The 15,911-nt window shown below is 63.6% G+C and carries 15 protein-coding genes; 3 read left to right on the top strand and 12 right to left on the bottom strand.

Going from position 1 to position 15,911, the window contains the following annotated elements:
- Nucleotides 1-4: 4 nt before the first annotated feature.
- The 9 genes from CR103_RS15080 to CR103_RS15040 form a co-directional block, all read right to left on the bottom strand.
- Nucleotides 5-3,046, bottom strand: a complete 3,042-nt coding sequence (locus CR103_RS15080) for a DUF3344 domain-containing protein (protein ID WP_099916788.1) — start codon at nt 3,044-3,046, stop codon at nt 5-7.
- Entirely contained in the window at nt 3,043-3,486 is a 444-nt protein-coding gene (locus CR103_RS15075; RefSeq protein WP_099916787.1) for an agglutinin biogenesis protein MshP, read from the bottom strand. Before CR103_RS15075 ends, CR103_RS15080 begins: the two co-directional genes overlap by 4 nt.
- Entirely contained in the window at nt 3,483-4,352 is an 870-nt protein-coding gene (locus CR103_RS15070; RefSeq protein WP_099916786.1) for a prepilin-type N-terminal cleavage/methylation domain-containing protein, read from the bottom strand. The genes CR103_RS15075 and CR103_RS15070 overlap by 4 nt, the downstream gene beginning before the upstream one ends.
- Nucleotides 4,349-4,945, bottom strand: coding sequence for a type II secretion system protein (locus tag CR103_RS15065; protein ID WP_099916785.1), 597 nt, complete (start codon nt 4,943-4,945; stop codon nt 4,349-4,351). Before CR103_RS15065 ends, CR103_RS15070 begins: the two co-directional genes overlap by 4 nt.
- Complete coding sequence (locus tag CR103_RS15060; protein ID WP_267874006.1) at nt 4,935-5,471, bottom strand: pilus assembly FimT family protein; 537 nt, start codon at nt 5,469-5,471, stop codon at nt 4,935-4,937. The genes CR103_RS15065 and CR103_RS15060 overlap by 11 nt, the downstream gene beginning before the upstream one ends.
- A 118-nt stretch (nt 5,472-5,589) precedes the next feature.
- Entirely contained in the window at nt 5,590-6,075 is a 486-nt protein-coding gene (locus tag CR103_RS24005; RefSeq protein WP_099916783.1) for a type II secretion system protein, read from the bottom strand.
- Nucleotides 6,076-6,124: 49 nt separating this feature from the next.
- Nucleotides 6,125-6,667, bottom strand: coding sequence for a type II secretion system protein (locus CR103_RS15050; RefSeq protein ID WP_099916782.1), 543 nt, complete (start codon nt 6,665-6,667; stop codon nt 6,125-6,127).
- Nucleotides 6,664-7,899: a type II secretion system F family protein gene (locus tag CR103_RS15045; protein ID WP_099916781.1), complete on the bottom strand. Its 1,236-nt coding sequence runs from the start codon at nt 7,897-7,899 to the stop codon at nt 6,664-6,666. The genes CR103_RS15050 and CR103_RS15045 overlap by 4 nt, the downstream gene beginning before the upstream one ends.
- Before the next feature lies 1 nt (nt 7,900).
- Nucleotides 7,901-9,604 carry a GspE/PulE family protein gene (locus CR103_RS15040; RefSeq protein WP_099916780.1) on the bottom strand — a complete coding sequence of 568 codons (1,704 nt, stop codon included), beginning with the start codon at nt 9,602-9,604 and terminating at the stop codon, nt 7,901-7,903.
- A gap of 113 nt (nt 9,605-9,717) precedes the next feature.
- Here CR103_RS15040 and CR103_RS15035 point away from each other — a divergent pair, with 113 nt between their 5' ends.
- The 3 genes from CR103_RS15035 (at nt 9,718) to CR103_RS15025 (ending at nt 12,830) form a co-directional block, all read left to right on the top strand.
- Nucleotides 9,718-10,425, top strand: a complete 708-nt coding sequence (locus CR103_RS15035) for a histidine phosphatase family protein (protein WP_229443128.1) — start codon at nt 9,718-9,720, stop codon at nt 10,423-10,425.
- A gap of 75 nt (nt 10,426-10,500) precedes the next feature.
- Nucleotides 10,501-11,568: a phosphotransferase gene (locus CR103_RS15030; RefSeq protein ID WP_099916779.1), complete on the top strand. Its 1,068-nt coding sequence runs from the start codon at nt 10,501-10,503 to the stop codon at nt 11,566-11,568.
- 41 nt (nt 11,569-11,609) lie between these two features.
- On the top strand, nt 11,610-12,830 hold the full coding sequence (locus CR103_RS15025) for an acyl-CoA dehydrogenase family protein (protein WP_099916778.1): 1,221 nt from the start codon (nt 11,610-11,612) through the stop codon (nt 12,828-12,830).
- A gap of 92 nt (nt 12,831-12,922) precedes the next feature.
- Here the strand turns inward: CR103_RS15025 and CR103_RS15020 are convergent, their stop codons facing one another.
- From CR103_RS15020 to CR103_RS15010, 3 genes are all read right to left on the bottom strand, one after another.
- Nucleotides 12,923-13,378, bottom strand: a complete 456-nt coding sequence (locus CR103_RS15020; protein WP_099916814.1) for a MaoC family dehydratase — start codon at nt 13,376-13,378, stop codon at nt 12,923-12,925.
- Nucleotides 13,379-13,471: 93 nt separating this feature from the next.
- On the bottom strand, nt 13,472-14,626 hold the full coding sequence (locus CR103_RS15015) for an acyl-CoA dehydrogenase family protein (protein ID WP_099916777.1): 1,155 nt from the start codon (nt 14,624-14,626) through the stop codon (nt 13,472-13,474).
- A gap of 8 nt (nt 14,627-14,634) precedes the next feature.
- Entirely contained in the window at nt 14,635-15,834 is a 1,200-nt protein-coding gene (locus CR103_RS15010; protein WP_099916776.1) for an acyl-CoA dehydrogenase family protein, read from the bottom strand.
- Between the last annotated feature and the right edge of the window lie 77 nt (nt 15,835-15,911).

Below are 15,911 nucleotides of genomic sequence, written 5' to 3'. Positions count from 1 at the left end.
CTGCTCAGTATACTTCCCTGAAGTAAATCAACGGACTCTTGTAGATGCCAAACACTAAGCGCCCGGGCGCGACAGGCAGCCAGGACGGGTTGTTCAGCCTGATCTCGACGCTGCCGGTATTGCCGCTGCCGAGCGGGCGCAGGCGAATTTTCCCGGCGCCCGCCACCAGGATGATCTTCGCGCCCGAGACCTGCGAAAACACGTCCTTGCAGTTGTTCGGCGCGGCGACTGCGCTTTGCAGCGCCTTGCTGCAGTTGGAATAGCTGACGTTCGGCGCCAGCGGATGGAGCAAGGTGCTGTTGTCGGCACTGTTGTTTTCCCAGCGGCCGGTCGTGCCGCCGGTCCAGTACTGGGCGCGCAAGTCGACCGGCATCATCATCAGTTCCGAGCCGAAAGCGTTTTGCACCTGTAGCCGGCCGCTGGCAATCATGATGCCGCCTTCGACGCTGCCGGTGGCGCGCTTTGACGTTACCGCCGGCACCGCCGTCTCGCTGGCGCGCAGGTAGATCACGGTCGGCGTGCTCCAGTCCAGCGCGCGCGGTGCGGCGCTGGAAAAAGGCCGCGGCAGGATGTAGGTCAGCGTCGGCGCCAGCGACGCCAGGCTGAAGTCGGCGGTGCCGCGCGTAAAGGCGCTGGTGGCGACGCTATTGCCGGCCAGCGTGCCGCCATTCGGATTGGCGCCGGTGTCCAACCCGGCGGATGTCCAGGCCGTCATGGTCAGCGCGCGCGCAAAAGCGCCTTGGTAATTTTGCACCGTGTCGTTGGTGGCGTTGCGCGCAATGATGCGCGTCGCGAACGACTGGGCCGAGTAGGCCATGCGGCTGATCGGCAGCACGCAGCCCATATTGGCGGGGCAAGCGTTCACGGCGGCAGTCTCGGTGTCGAAATGGTCGGGCACGAAGCGCCCAACGTTGACGGTGGCGCCAGGGACCACGCCGCCGCCGAGGTAGTTGCCGGAGGCAAGGCCGGGCGTCAGCGGCAGGATCCCCACTTCCGGCCACGAGAAAGTGCTGCCGGAAGCGGCGCCGAGCGCAATCGCCCCGAACGTGCCGGACAGGGCTGGCATCTGCGTCATGTCGGGAAATGGGCTGACCACGGGCCATTTCAGCGAGAAAGTCTGGGGTGAGCTTTCGCGGCCAAAATTAGGTGCCGGCACGTTTAGCGCAGTGTAGGCACCGATGGTCATGCTGAACGGCACGCCGGCCGCCACGAAAGCACCGCCGGTGGCATCGACCGGGGCCGGATTGCCAGTAACGCTGAGCACAATCCTGGACGGCATGGAAACGAACGGCAGGCCGCCGACGATGGTGTTGGCCAAGTCGCGCAAGTAGACAGCGACCTTGCCGACATCGTTGTACTGGAAACCGGCCGTCATCGGGGCCGACGGCGAATGAGCCGGGAATGCCGCATTCACGGTCGCTGACCATTCGGCCGCGCCGGTACCGGGAGCCGCGCCGTTTGGCGTGCACAAGGGCAAAATCACGCCCGCAAAGGTTGCCTTGGTCCCCGCAGCTGGATTATAGGTGGTCGGGTTGTGGCAACTGAGGGCAACCTGGATCTGAACGATGGCGTCCTTGTTGCTGAGCGCAGTCGGCACGCCAGTCGCTTGCGTCAGCACCGTCAGGAATACTTTTGACATGACCGTGCCCGCCTCCAGCGGGGCCCAGTTGGCCATCTTGCAAGGCTGGGCGGGGTCGCCAAACGCCTTTCCGGCGACGCAAATCTTATCGGTGAAAACAGCGACCGGCGAAGCCACCGCGCCGGTGTCGCTGTCGCTGTTGTTGGCGGCAACGTTGTCGAACATGCTGCCAGCGACCGTGGCGGTATTGGTAAGCGAGCCGGAGGTATTGACCATTGCCGCCACCGTCAGCGGCGGCAGCGAGGCGCCCACCGCCAGCGCGGCGCTGTTGCGGCAAGTGATCACCTGTCCAGACACGCTGCAGGTCCAGTTGCTGCCGCTGGCCGACACAAAGCTCATCCCCGCCGGCAGCGTGTTGGTGACCACCACCGGCCCCGCTTCGGCGCTTGGGCCGATGTTGCTAACGGTTAAGGTATAGCTGGTGCTGGCGTTCACCTTCAGCTCGTTGTTGCGCACCATCGAAATCGACAGATCGGCCGCCAGCACGTTGGGCATGGCAATCACTTCGACGTTCAGCAGCACTAGGTCCTGGCCCGACTGGTACAGGGTCTTGACTTCGCTTTGGCCTGCCGCGATGACCGGCGAACCGATGGTATAGGCGTCGAAATCGATGCCGTACGACGCCGCGTCGTTGTTGATGTTACTGGCCGAATTGAATTGATTCTCGCTCGGGTTAAGCGAATCGGTCATTTCGACGCCGTTGACCATCAAGCGCTCACCGTTCGCAACCAGCGTCGCGTCGCCCTCCCAGGTGATGTGGGCGACGCGCCCGGTGGCGCTATCGAGCGGGGTGGGAGTGAGAAAATTGCTCAGCGTAAGCGTAAGAGCGCTGTTCAAGATATAGCGAAATCCCTCGTAGATGTTCAGCACGCGATACTGCTCGGCCGGATTGGAATACACCACCAGCAGCGAGAAGCCGCCGATCACGCCCTGCACGCTGCAATACGGGCTGCCGGTATTGACGTTCAGGCCCTTGAAGGTGTAGGTGCCGTTGCGCGTGGCCTTGACCTGCGTGGTGACGTCGGCGGCGCCACCGAAATAGTCATAGCCGACCGTGTTCGAAAAGTAGCGCCGCGTGCTCGGCGCGGACACGCTGCTGCCTTGAAACGTGACGGTATAATCGGCCGAACTGTTCGAGGCAGCCCAGTACAGTTGCGCACTGAGGATGGTGGCGCCGGCGGGGATGCCGGCCAGCGTCGCGCTCAGCTCGGTGTTCGCGCCGACGGCCGCGCACGGATCTTTCGCATTGCTGGCCGTGCGCATGGTTTTCTGGGTGCCGACGAAATTCACGTTGCCGGCGAACGACTGAAACAGCCTGATGTCGGTATCGGCGCGCGCGCCAGTGCCAGCCAGCATTGACGCCGCCGCCAGCAACAGCGCGCAGCAGTGCCGCAACAGCGCCTTCAAAACTGCACCTCGATCTTGCGTTCAACATAGTCTTGGCTAGTGCCTGCGCCCTTGCACGCGGCGCCCGCGATGCCATTGCAGGCCGTCGCCGTCACCCGGAAATTGGCCGGCTGGCCGGGAAACGGATTGGCGTTGCAGGTGACGCTGACCGTAAAACTGCTCAGGCTGGTGTTGGCGGGCAGCGCGAAGGTGGTCGGCCCGGGCAGGCAGGAATTGTTGACGCGCTGCTGGAACAGCGCCCATTCGACGCCGGCGCGCGCGCCCTGGTAGGCGCGCGCGCCCAGCACATCAAGGCTCGATGCGGCCTGCTGCGCGCTTGACAACGTCGCCATTGCCACTGCCAGCCCGGCCAGCACCACCAGGATGAAAATGGCGGTGACGAGGCCGACGCCGGCCTGGCGGCCCGGTGCGTACGAACGTGAGCGGAGTCGGTGGTTCATGGCGTATTGTTGACGTGGACCTGATGCAATAAAGTAAGGGTAGGATCATTGCTGCCGGGCACGCGCAGGCTGATCGTCAGCACCACCAGCGCGCTGCGCCTGGAGGCCGCGCTACTGTAATCGAAGTTGCACGACACCACCCGGTTGGCCAGCAAGGCACTCTTCGGGGTGCCTGACGCCGGGCTGTTTTGCGCTGCACTGATCGGATAGGCCCATTGCCGCAGCAGTGTACCGGCGCCGCCGGTCGCGCCGTTGCAATAATACGTCACCGGCCCCGACACCACGTGGAAACGGGCGCCGGGCGACTGCATCGGCGCGGCCTGGACGGCAAACGGATTGCTGATCAAGGCGACCAGGTTGCCGCCGCTGTTGCCCCTATCGTAGAGCGCGCGATTGGTACCGCTGTAGGCATCGGCCTGGGGAAAATCGGGGCCGAGATTGTAGACCACGATGGCGTCGCCGTCGGCAATTTGCTGCTTGCCTGCCGGCATCGGGCCGATCACGGTAAAGCTCTTCTTGGCCGGGTCGAGAAAGCTCAGGTGCGGGTTGAGCAGGTCGCCGTCTTCGGCGGCCAGGTAGCGTCCGCCGGACTTGGTGAGGAGCATTTCGAGCGATTTGCCGTCGTTGCTGACGCGGATCGAGTTCGGCAGCGCCAGCCGCAGGTCGCGCGAGATGCGGCGCAAGGCGCCGTCGGCGACGTCGCTCAGCTCGGCCCGCGCGACACTGTCGACATAGCCTTGCACCGGGACCCGGATGAACACCGCCACCATCCCGCCCAAAATGCCGATGATGACGATCGCCACAATCGCCTCGACCAGCGTGAAACCGGCCTGCGCCAACCTGCCAGGAAGCCGTCGGTCGCTCATTGGTCGTTCGGCGCATAGCGCGCGCGGTAGCCGTCGAGCACCAGCGCCTGGCCATCGAAGTTGACGGTGACGGTGATGCGCAGCACGTTCTCGTTTGCAGTAACGCCGCTGACGGTGATATTGTTGAGCGCCTCGGGGCGGATCGTCAGGCTGACCGTGTAGCCGGTCACATCGATCGGGTTGCCGTTGGCGTCGAGCGGTGCGCCGTCGGCGCTGCTGACCATGGCCCCGCTCGGCGTGTTGCCCGCGACGACATAGTCGTTGACGTTGTCGTACGGGCGCGGCCCCATTACCTCGCCGCCCGACAGTTGGCCGAATGCCTCCGCAACGGTGCAGTCGCCGGCCTGGGTGGCGCTGTCGGCGTTGTCGGAGGCCGGATCGCAATAGGTGAATTTCGCCATCTGCACCTCCTCCATCACGCTCTCGGCCAGCATCAGCGCCTGCTTGCGGCGCAAGGGATCGGCACTGTGGGCCGCGTTGTAGCGCAACACTTGCAGCACGCCCACCAGCGCCACCGAGACGATGACGATGAACATCAGCAGCTCGACCAGGGTGACGCCGCCCTGGCGCGGCCAGCGCGCGCTAATACACATAGCCGGTTTCCGGCACCACGGTGACGGTGCGGCTGGTGCCGCCAGCGCTGACGGCCACCGTCAACTGGACGAAGGTGGAATCGACGATGAGCAGGTTGTCGCTGCCGGCATACGGCTTGCCCTGGGCATCGAACGCGAAACTGGTCGGCGCCGGCCCAGGCGTGAGCGTATAGCCCAGGTTGGCAGGCAGGCCCTCGCAATACCAGCTGGCATTATTGGCGCAATTGGCCCTGGTGCTGGCGCTGCCGCTGTTGGCGCCGCCGGGAGCGCTCACCAGCATGGTTGCCGAACAGCCGCTGTCGAAACACAGCGCCATGCTGCTGGACGTGAGGCGGACATAGACCGCCCGCCGCTGAGCCACCGCAAGTTTTTGGCCGTAACGCAGCATCGCGCGCGTCTGGTCGGCGATTGCGGCGACGTCGAAGGTGGCGCGGTCAAAAAAGCGGGAGACGCCGAACGCTGACAGAATGCCGATCAACATCAGCGTGACCACCAGTTCGATCAGCGTGAAACCGCGTGTGGCGATGCTTTCATGAGCTTGGCTCGGTAGACCGGATTGACGACTACGAACCGCAATAAAAAACAGGTCAAGGCGCGAGCGGTTTGACCTGTCGATACACATGCGGCGAACCGGAAGCGCTAAATTACTGGCAGTTGCCCACGGTTGGCGCGCTACTGAACGAAGGGGCAGCGCCGGCGGTGCTCGCTTCTGTGTACGTGATACTGCAAGAAGTGCGACCGGTCTGGTCGGACGATACTTTAAGCACCTTAGTGGTGCCAGTGTCCGTTTTGTAGTCGGCCAAGCCTCCAGCCGATACGAGCATGTCGGCTGCGGTCGGGTAGCCATTTATGTACCCGATGGCTACACCCTCTTGCTTAATAGTTGAGGTGGCAGCGCCTGCGTCGGCTGGCGAACCCGCCGCCAACCATTGCGCATGAAAAGTTGCTGATGCGGACTTCATGGCACCAAGCGCACCTTGCATTTTGGCAACACGCGCGTCGGCCCCCAAATCAGCAAATTTCGGCAGCGCGGTCGCAGCCAGTACGCCCAGGATGACGATGACGACGATCAGTTCGATCAATGTGAAGCCCGTTTGGGCGTTTTGGCCTTTGATGCTCAGTTTATTCATATTTTTCTCCGCATCCACATAATTGACGGATCCGACAATCAGCCGATCGTCAGTCCAGGGTTTCCGCTACCTCATTCAAAACAATGCTGTACGGCATGCTTGCAAGAATGCCACGTTCGGACTCTGCACGCAATAATATTTGTTTAAATTTAAGCAATTTTATTTTCTTTCCTTTCAAATCGTTCCCGTTATGCATCAAATAAACCAAGGTATTCGTGCCTGGGTCGTAATACCAACTACCCGATTCCAGGCCTTCGATATCGGGCGAGTAATATTCGCCCAAGTAATTATTTGGCATACTGGTCAGCCAGCGCATCGGATTTTGTTCAGTCAGCGCGATAAACTCCTGGGAATTGCCATGTGCGTACACAACGGCCGCCTTCATCCGTAGCGTGCTGCGCAGCACGCCCACGACCTGTTGCACTTTCGCCAGTTCGGCCTGGCACTGAACCACGTGTATGCGCTGCAGCAAAATACCTACCAGCAGCGCAATCACCGCCAGCACGATCACAAATTCGAACAGGCTGGCGCCACGCTTTCTGTGCAAAAAACAGACAGTGTTGTTTTTTGGCGCAACAGCCGTGACCATCATGGATGCAATGCCGCTTTTCCCAGGTCCCAGATCGGCAGGAAAATGCCGAGTGCCAGCACCAGCACCATAAAACCAAGAAAGGTGATCAGGATCGGTTCGATCTGCGACGACAGCGTCCTTAGTTCGTAGTCGACCTCGCGCTCGTACATCAGGGCGATTTCATCCATCAGGTCGTCGAGCGAACCGGTCTCCTCGCCGACCGCGATCATCTGCAGCACCACCGGGGTGAATACGCCGGCCGTGGTGCCGGTGCGCAGGATGGTTTCGCCGCGCTCGACGCCGTCGCGCATCTGTTCGATGCGTGCTGCCAGATAGGCGTTGTCGACCGTCTGCGACACCACCGTCAGCGCCTGCACGATCGGCACGCCGCTCTTGCTCGAGAGCGCAAAACTGCGGGCAAAACGCGCCATTGTGCCTTTCAGGATGATCTTGCCGGCGATCGGCAGGCGCAGCTTGTTGCGGTCCCAGCTGTAGCGCCCGGCCACGGTCTGCACCCAGGAGCGCGCCGCCAGCATCGAGCCGATTGACAGTACCAGCATCACCGGCCACCAGGCCACCGTGAAATCGGAAAAGCCGATCAGGATGCGCGTCATCAACGGCAACTGGGCATGGAAACTGGCGAACACCTTGGTAAATTGCGGGATCACGAAAATGTTGACGATCGCCATTGCCATCACCATGGCCGCGACCACGAAACCGGGATAGCGCAGGGCCGTCTTGACCCGGTCGCGCATGTCGCGGTCGAATTCGAGGTGGTCGAACAGGCGCAGGAACACGTCCTCGAGCCGGCCCGTCATTTCGCCCACCCGCACCATCGACAGGTAGAAATTGCTGAAAATGTCGGGGTGGCGCCGCATCGCCGCCGACAGTTCGCGGCCCGAGTCGAGCGAATCGCGCAAGTCCTTGAGGATGCGCCCGAACGCCGGGCTGATGGCCGATTCCTGCAACCCGGCCAGGCCGCGCATGATCGGCACGCCGGCCTTGAGCAGGGTGTGCATCTGGCGGCTGAACAGCTGCACGTCCATCGGCGTGACACTTTTCTCGGTCAGGCTGGTCCACCACGACTGGCCGGCGCCGGCATTGCTGGCGCTGCGCTTGGTCGGCGCGATCACCAGCGGCGTCACACCGGTACCGAACAGCTGGTCGGCCACGGCGCCGCTGTCGGCCGCCTCCAGCACGCCCTCCATCAGCTCGCCGCGCACGTTGCGTCCCTTGTAGGCAAACAACGGCATCTCAGTCCTCCAGCTGGTGGCTGATGCGCATCGCCTCGGCCACCGTGGTGCGGCCCTGTACCGCCAGCTGCACCGCGTGCCGGCGCAGCGTTTCGCCCGCCATCTCGGTGCGCGCCGCGCGCAGGAAATGGGCCGGGTCGTGGTGGTTGGCCGCATCGACCACCGTGGCCGTCATCTCCAGCAATTCATAGACGCCGGTACGGCCACGGTAACCCATGCCGTTGCAATGCGAACAGCCTTTGCCGTGGAAGAAGGCGGTGTCCGGACCGCTTTCGCCCGGTTCGGCGCATAGCCACAGCCGCTCGGTCGGGCTCGGAGAATACGGCTCGCTGCAGCTTTCGCAAATCACCCGCACCAGGCGCTGTGCCAGCACCGCCTGCAGCGAACTGCCCACCATGTAGCGCGGCACCCCCATGTCCATCAGGCGCAGCGGCGTGCTGGCGGCGTCGTTGGTGTGCAGGGTCGACAGCACCAGGTGGCCCGTCATCGCCGCGCGCAGGCCGATCTGGGCGGTCTCCTGGTCGCGCATCTCGCCCACCAGCACGATGTCGGGATCCTGGCGCAGCGCCGAGCGCAGCACGCGCGCGAAACTGAGCTCGATCTTGTCGTTGACCTGCACCTGGTTGATGCCGGGCAGCCGGTACTCGACCGGGTCTTCGACCGTGATCAGCTTTTTTTCGACCGAGTTCAGCTCGGACAGCGCGCTGTACAAGGTCGTCGTCTTGCCGCTGCCGGTAGGCCCCGTCACCAGCACCAGGCCGTTTGGACGCCCGACGATGGCGCGAAAGCGTTCGACCAGGCGCGCCGGCATGCCGATCGCGTCCAGCCGCAAGGTCGTGCCGCCCTGGTTAAGCAAGCGCATCACCACCGATTCGCCGTACTGGGTCGGCATGGTCGAGATCCGCACATCGACCCGCTGCTGCTTGACCTTCATTGCGAAGCGGCCGTCCTGCGGCAGGCGCTTTTCGGAAATGTCGAGGTCGGCCATCAGTTTGAGGCGCAACGCCAGCGAGGTGGCGATCTTGATGTCGGCCTCGGTCTGCAGATGCAGCACGCCGTCGATCCGAAAGCGGATCTGCAGCCGGGTTTCCTGCGGCTCGATGTGGATGTCGGAGGCGCGCACCTGGGTGGCGTCGTCGAACACCGACTGCAGCAGCTTGACGATCGGCGCCTCTTCCAGCCCCGGGTTGGCGGCCAGTGCACCGAAGTCGACGACGCTGTCGCCCAGATCCTGTTCCAGCTCGCGCGCAAAATCGGTGATCTCGTCGGTGCGGCGGTAGATGCGGTCGATCGCCTGCAGCACCTCGGTCTCGGTGACCACCGCCAGTTCGACCGCCTTCTTGACCTGGCGCGCGATCTCGTCGTAGGCGAACAGGTCGGTCGGGTCCGACATCCCCACCAGCAGCGAGGTGCGGCGGTCTTCCAGCACCAGCGCGCGAAAGCGCCGCGCCTGCGTTTCCGGCAGCAGGCGCACCACCGCCGGATTGGTGTTGTAGAACTTCAGGTTGATGTAGGGGATGTCGAGCTGGCGGGCGATGGCGCCGGAAATCTGTTCTTCGGTGACGAAGCCGTTTTCGACGAACACCCGGCCGAGCTTGCGGCCGGAGCGTTTCTGGTCGGTCAGCGCCAGCCCGAGTTGTTCCTCGGACAGCAGCCTTTGCTGGACGAGGATCTCGCCAAGTCGGATTTTTTCGGGCCTTGCCATGGACTACCTTCAAATGGTTAAAAATGTTGCTGGACCATTTTATGACAGTTCACACAGGAAAGATTATCTTGAACGCAAATTTTCTTCCCGAGCCCCGGTGATACTATACAAGCATGACCGAACCGACACCCGCCCCGCGCCGCCGCATGTTCCTGATGCGCCACGGCAGCGTCACGTACTTCGACGCCGCCGGCAAACCTTACCTGCCGGAAACCGTTGCCCTCGACGAAGAAGGCCGCGCCCAAGCCAGCGCGGCCGGCCAGTCGTTCGCCGCCGCCAACGTGCGTTTCGACCGCGTGATTGCCTCCAGCCTGCCGCGCACTGTCGAGACGGCGCGCCGGGTGCTGGCCGAAACCGGCCAGGACATCGCTGTCGACTGCTGGCCGGAGCTCGATGAAATCCGCGGCGGGCGCTTATCAAGGATCCCGGACGCCGAATTACGCAACGCGTTCACCGGCGTCTTCGAAGGCATGGTCGGCGCCGACCAGCGCTTCCTCGGCGGCGAATCGGTCGGCGAACTGCTGGACAGGGTCCACCCGGCGATTGCCTGCCTGCGCGCCGATCCGCACTGGGACACCGTGCTGCTGGTGCTGCACGGCGGCGTCAACTGCGCCATTTTGTCGCTGGCGCTGACCGGCCAGCGCCTCTTCCTCGGTGCCCTGGCGCAAAGCGCCGGCTGCATCAACGCCCTCGATGTCGGCCCGGACCACGCCGACTGGGTGGTCCGTTTCGTCAACTACGCACCACCGGCGCCCCTGCATGGCGGCGCGCGCACCACCACGATGGAAGTGCTGTTCGAACAATACATGAAATCTCGGTGATGCGGCCCAAACAAATAGTACGGTCGCTCTATTTCATCAGCTAGAATAAGCAACCAACAAGAGAGCGGAGACAGCATGTTCGAAGAAATGATAGGAACCAAGCCGGTGTCCGAGCGGCAGCGCTTTGACGTGCTGGCGCTGGCCGGATACCTGCGCGCGCACATCCCGGGCTTTCCCGCGGGCGAGGTGACGGTCGAGCAATTCAAGGGCGGCCAGTCGAATCCGACTTTCAAAATTGGCGCTGGCGGCAGCCATTATGTGCTGCGCACCAAGCCGGGACCGGCCGCCAAACTGCTGCCGTCGGCCCATGCGATCGACCGCGAATACCGGGTCATGGACGCGCTCCACAAGGCCGGCTTTCCGGTGCCGCGCCAGTACCTGCTGTGCCTTGACGAGTCGGTAATCGGGCGCGCCTTTTTTGTCATGGAATGCATCGAAGGCCGGGTATTGTGGGACCAGTCGCTGCCCGGCATGGCGCCTGCCGAACGGGCCGCCATCTACGACGAGCTCAACCGCGTGATCGCCCAGCTGCACGCGATCGACTTCAGCGCCGTCAAGCTGGCCGACTATGGCAAGCCGGGAAATTATTTCGCGCGCCAGATCGAACGCTGGACCCGCCAGTACCAGGCTTCGAGCACCGAGACCATCGAAGCGATGGACCAGCTGATCGCTTGGCTGCCGGACAATATCCCGCCCGGCGAAGCGACCTCGATCGTGCACGGCGACTTCCGACTCGACAACATGATCTTCCACCCCACCGAGCCGCGCATCCTGGCGGTGCTGGACTGGGAACTGTCGACGGTCGGCCATCCGCTGGCCGATTTTTCCTACCATTGCATGAGCTGGCACATCGAGCCGGGGCAGTTCCGCGGCATTGCCGGACTCGACCTGGAAGCGCTCGGCATTCCCAGCCAGCAGCAGTACATCGCCAGCTATTGCGCGCGCACCGGCTCCACCATCCGTGCGGAAGACTTCAATTTCTATCTTGCCTACAACATGTTCCGGCTGGCCGGCATCATGCAAGGCATCATGAAGAGATATGTCGACGGCACCGCGTCGAGCGCCCAGGCGCTGCAGAACGGCAAGGCGGCGCGCCCGATGGCCGAACTCGGCTGGAAATACGCCTTGGCCGCGATGGCCTGACCTGACGCATTCCACTTCCTATCTCACTTCAAGGACCAACCATGAATTTCGATTACTCCGAGCGCTGCATGGAACTGCAGGCGCGCCTGCTCGCCTTCATGGACGAGCATGTCTACCCGAATGAAAAAGCGTTCAAGCAGGAGGTGGACCGCAACGGCCTGGAACGAGGCAACCGCTGGATCCCGACCGAACTGATCGAACGCCTGAAACCGCTGGCGCGCGAACAGGGGCTGTGGAACCTGTTCCTGCCCAAATCGGCGCGCGCGCCGGAAGGCCTGTCGAATCTCGATTACGCGCCGCTGTGCGAGATCATGGGCCGCGTGGTGTGGGCGCCGGAAGTGTTCAATTGCGCCGCCCCCGACACCGGCAACATGGAAACGATCGAGCGTTACGGCTCCGAGGAGCACAAGCGCGAATGGCTGGAGCCGCTGCTGCGCGGCGAGATCCGCTCGGCGTTTGCAATGACCGAGCCGGAAGTCGCCTCGTCGGATGCGACCAACATCGCCACCCGCATCGAGCATGACGGCGACGGCTATGTGATCAATGGCCGCAAGTGGTGGATCTCCGGCGCCGGCGACCCGCGCTGCGCGATCTACATCCTGATGGGGAAGACCGATCCGTCAGCAAGCCGCCACGCCCAGCAGTCGATGATCCTGGTGCCGGCCGACACACCCGGCATCACCGTGGTGCGCCCGCTGCCGGTGTTCGGCTACGACGACGCGCCGCACGGCCATTGCGAAATCCTGTTCGACAACGTGCGCGTGCCGGCGTCGAATTTGCTGCTGGGCGAGGGGCGCGGCTTCGAGATCGCCCAGGGCCGGCTCGGACCTGGCCGCATCCACCACTGCATGCGCGCCATCGGCGTGGCCGAGCGCGCGCTCGAACTGATGTGCAAACGCCTCAACAGCCGGGTCGCCTTCGGCAAGAAGATCTCCGAGCAGAGCACCTGGCGCGAACGGATCGCCGAGTCGCGCATCAAAATCGACACGGCCCGCTTGCTGACCTTGAAGACGGCGGCGCTGATGGACAGCGTCGGCAACAAGCACGCGCAGGCGGAGATCGCGATGATCAAGGTGCTGGCGCCGAACGTGGCGCAGGAAGTGCTGGACTGGGCGATCCAGGCCCACGGCGCCGCCGGCGTGTCGGACGATTTTCCGCTGGCGTCGCAGTGGGCGGGCAACCGCACCTTGCGCCTGGCCGACGGGCCGGACGAGGTGCACCGCAACGCGATTGCGAAGCTGGAATTGGCCAAGTGGATTTGAGTGGGTGAGGATGGCTCGCTGCCGCTGATGCGCTCCTGATTCGCTCACCGGAAAACCGGCGTCCTCGCACATGCGGGGACGACCGGCGTTGGTCATGGATATCGCCGCATCACAAATTCAGCCACGCACACCGGCCGCTCGCTGCCTTCGCATTCCACCACCACCGACCACACCAGCTGTGCCCCGGCCTCGATATCGTCGACGCTGGCGAGCGTCAGGCGCGCCCGCAGGCGACTGCCGACCGGCACCGGCGCCGGGAAGCGTACCTTGTTCAAGCCGTAGTTGAGCGCCATGTTGACGTCGACCATGCGTACTGCGTTTTCGAACATCGCCGGCAGCAGCGACAAGGTCAAAAAGCCGTGCGCCACCGGGCCGCCGAAGGGCGACTCGCGCTTGCAGCGTTCGACGTCGACGTGGATCCACTGGTGATCAAGCGTGGCGTCGGCAAACGTGTCGACCCGCTGCTGCGAGATGGCGATCCAGCTTGACACGGCAAGCTCGGTCCCGACCAGCGCCTTCAATTCTGCCAGATCGGCGATATTACGCATCGCACGCACCGCACGCATCCGGCCGCCGCCCGAACCTCCCCAGCCCGATCTCCCGGCCGGGAAACAAATCCTCAACATGCCAGTTGACCGGTTTCATTCGCCGCGATCGATCGCAAATTCCGGCTGCGCCATGAAGCGCCGCAGGTGATGGTCGGAGTCGCCCAAGGTCAGTTCGATCATCGTCAGACGCTTGAAATAATGCGCCGCCGGCAGTTCGTTCGTCACGCCCATGCCGCCGTGCAACTGGACCGCCTGCTGGCCGATGAATTTCATCGCCTGGCCGACCCGGAACTTTGCCGCGGCCACCGCGCGGCGGCGCTCGGCGGGGCCGCCCGAGCCGTCCGCCCCCAGCTTGACGGCGGCCAGCAAGGCCATCGAACGGGCCTGTTCGAGGTGGATGTACATGTCGGCCATGCGGTGCTGCAGCGCCTGGAATTTGCCGATCGGCACGCCGAACTGGGTGCGCGTCTTCAGGTAATCGAGGGTGGCGGCAAATAGCGCCTCCATTACGCCGAGCGCCTCGAAGCACAACAGGCCGGCGCCGTAATCGGCCGCTGCTTCGAGCGTCTCCCAGCCGGCCCCAAACTGGCCCAGCAGAGCGGACGCCGACACGCTGACGTTGTCGAATTTGACGTCGGCGGCGCGCATGCCATCTAAGGTGCGGTAATCGGTGACGGTGACGCCAACGGTGTCGACCGGCAGCACGAACAACGAGATGCCGGCCTGATCGCGTTGTGCACCGCCGCTGCGGGCCGAGACAATCAGGCTGCCGGCTTGAGCGCCGTGCAGCACCACGCTCTTGCGGCCGTTGATACGGTAGTTGTCGCTATCGGCCACAGCGCTGGTGGCGATGTCGGCCAGGTCATGGCGCGACTGCCGTTCGCCCAAGGCGCAGGCCAGTTTCAGCTGGCCCGACGCGATTTGCTCGAGCAGGGCACCGTGGCCCCCCGCCAGTTTCAGCAATTGCGCGCCCAGCATGGTGGAAAAGTACGGCTCGACCACCAGGCCGCGGCCAAGCTCCTGCATCACGACCAACATGTCGACCGCGCTGCCGCTGAAACCGCCCTGCTGCTCCGGCACCGGCAGCGCCGTCATGCCCAGTTCGGCCAGGGCGGCCCATGCCGCGCCGGACACGCCTTCCGGCGAACCAATGATTTTGGCGCGCTCATCGAAACTGTAATCCTTCGCCACCCAGCGTTTCATGGCATCGGCGAACTGCAGCTGTTCTTCCTTGAAGTTGAAATCCATTGCGTGCCTCACAGTCCCAGGATCATCTGGGTGATGATGTTTCGTTGAATCTCGTTCGAACCGCCATAGATGGAGGTCTTGCGCACGTTGAAGTAGTGGGCGGCGAGCGGCGCGGCATCGTCGTCCAGAATGCTGTGTTCATTTTCGCCGTCGAGGTAGGCCGGATCGAACGGCAGCGCCAGCGGGCCGGCTGCTTCGAGCATCAGTTCGGTCAAGGTTTGCTGGATCTCGGTGCCGCGCACCTTCAGCACGGACGCCTCGGGACCGGGGCCTTTTTCCGCTTGCGACAGCACGCGCAGCACCGTCATCTCGAGCGCCATCAGTTCGATCTCGAGCGTCGCCACCTTGGCGCCGAACAGCGGGTCGGCCAGCAGCGGCTTGCCGTCCAGGGTCTGGGCGGCGGCGAAGCGCTTCAGGAAGCCCAGTTCGCGCTTCGAGCGGCCCACCGCGGCGATGCCGGTGCGCTCGTGGCCGAGCAGGTACTTGGCGTAGGTCCAGCCCTTGTTTTCCTGGCCTACCAGGTTGTCGAACGGCACCCGGACGTTATCGAAAAACACCTCGTTCACTTCGTGGTCTTCGTCGAGCGTGATGATCGGGCGCACCGTAATGCCGGGAGTGTGCATGTCGATTAGCAGGAAGGAAATGCCCTCCTGCTTGCGCACGCCGGTATCGGTGCGCACCAGGCAGAAAATCATGTCGGCGTGCTGCGCCAGCGTGGTCCAGGTCTTCTGGCCGTTGACGATGTAATGGTCGCCGTCCGCAGTAGTTACCCGCTGAGCGGTGGTTTTCAGCGAAGCGAGATCGGAGCCGGCGCCCGGCTCCGAGTAACCCTGGCACCACCAGTCCTCGCACGACAGGATGCGTGGCAAAAAATAGTCCTTCTGGGCGGCGCTGCCGAACGCCATGATGACGGGCGCGACCATGTTGACGCCGAACGGCAGGATCGCCGGCGTGCCGGCGCGCGCGCACTCGTTTTCCCAGATATGACGCTCTACCTGATTCCAGCCGGGACCGCCGAATTCCACCGGCCAGCCCGGCGCCACCCAGCCCTGTTTGGCCAGGATGCGGTGCCAGCGCACGTAATCGATCTTGTCCATGCGCAGGTGCTGGCGCACTTTCTGCTGCAGGTCGGCCGGCAGGTTCTGGTCGAGGAAGGCGCGCGCGCTGTCGCGAAACGCCAGGTCCTCGCCGGTGTAATTCAGGTCCATACAGTCTCCTAGTTTTCGTCCCGGCCGGCGCCGCCCGTTCGGGCGTTCGCAAAAAAAGCACGATCGTTCACAAGAAT

The sequence above is a fragment of the Massilia psychrophila genome, assembly GCF_002760665.1.
GTDB lineage: Bacteria > Pseudomonadota > Gammaproteobacteria > Burkholderiales > Burkholderiaceae_D > JAFCUW01.
Note: the sequence above shows the minus strand (reverse complement) of the source record. Positions and strands in the feature narration are given on the sequence as shown.

Bases quoted from the DNA above. Each gene is read 5' to 3' on its own strand.
- CR103_RS15075 (WP_099916787.1), bottom strand. From the start codon at position 3,486: ATGAACCACCGACTCCGCTCACGTTCGTACGCACCGGGCCGCCAGGCC.
- CR103_RS15070 (WP_099916786.1), bottom strand. From the start codon at position 4,352: ATGAGCGACCGACGGCTTCCTGGCAGGTTGGCGCAGGCCGGTTTCACG.
- CR103_RS15065 (WP_099916785.1), bottom strand. From the start codon at position 4,945: ATGTGTATTAGCGCGCGCTGGCCGCGCCAGGGCGGCGTCACCCTGGTC.
- CR103_RS24005 (WP_099916783.1), bottom strand. From the start codon at position 6,075: ATGAATAAACTGAGCATCAAAGGCCAAAACGCCCAAACGGGCTTCACA.
- CR103_RS15050 (WP_099916782.1), bottom strand. From the start codon at position 6,667: ATGATGGTCACGGCTGTTGCGCCAAAAAACAACACTGTCTGTTTTTTG.
- CR103_RS15045 (WP_099916781.1), bottom strand. From the start codon at position 7,899: ATGCCGTTGTTTGCCTACAAGGGACGCAACGTGCGCGGCGAGCTGATG.
- CR103_RS15040 (WP_099916780.1), bottom strand. From the start codon at position 9,604: ATGGCAAGGCCCGAAAAAATCCGACTTGGCGAGATCCTCGTCCAGCAA.
- CR103_RS15035 (WP_229443128.1), top strand. From the start codon at position 9,718: ATGACCGAACCGACACCCGCCCCGCGCCGCCGCATGTTCCTGATGCGC.
- CR103_RS15030 (WP_099916779.1), top strand. From the start codon at position 10,501: ATGTTCGAAGAAATGATAGGAACCAAGCCGGTGTCCGAGCGGCAGCGC.
- CR103_RS15025 (WP_099916778.1), top strand. From the start codon at position 11,610: ATGAATTTCGATTACTCCGAGCGCTGCATGGAACTGCAGGCGCGCCTG.
- CR103_RS15020 (WP_099916814.1), bottom strand. From the start codon at position 13,378: ATGCGTAATATCGCCGATCTGGCAGAATTGAAGGCGCTGGTCGGGACC.
- CR103_RS15015 (WP_099916777.1), bottom strand. From the start codon at position 14,626: ATGGATTTCAACTTCAAGGAAGAACAGCTGCAGTTCGCCGATGCCATG.
- CR103_RS15010 (WP_099916776.1), bottom strand. From the start codon at position 15,834: ATGGACCTGAATTACACCGGCGAGGACCTGGCGTTTCGCGACAGCGCG.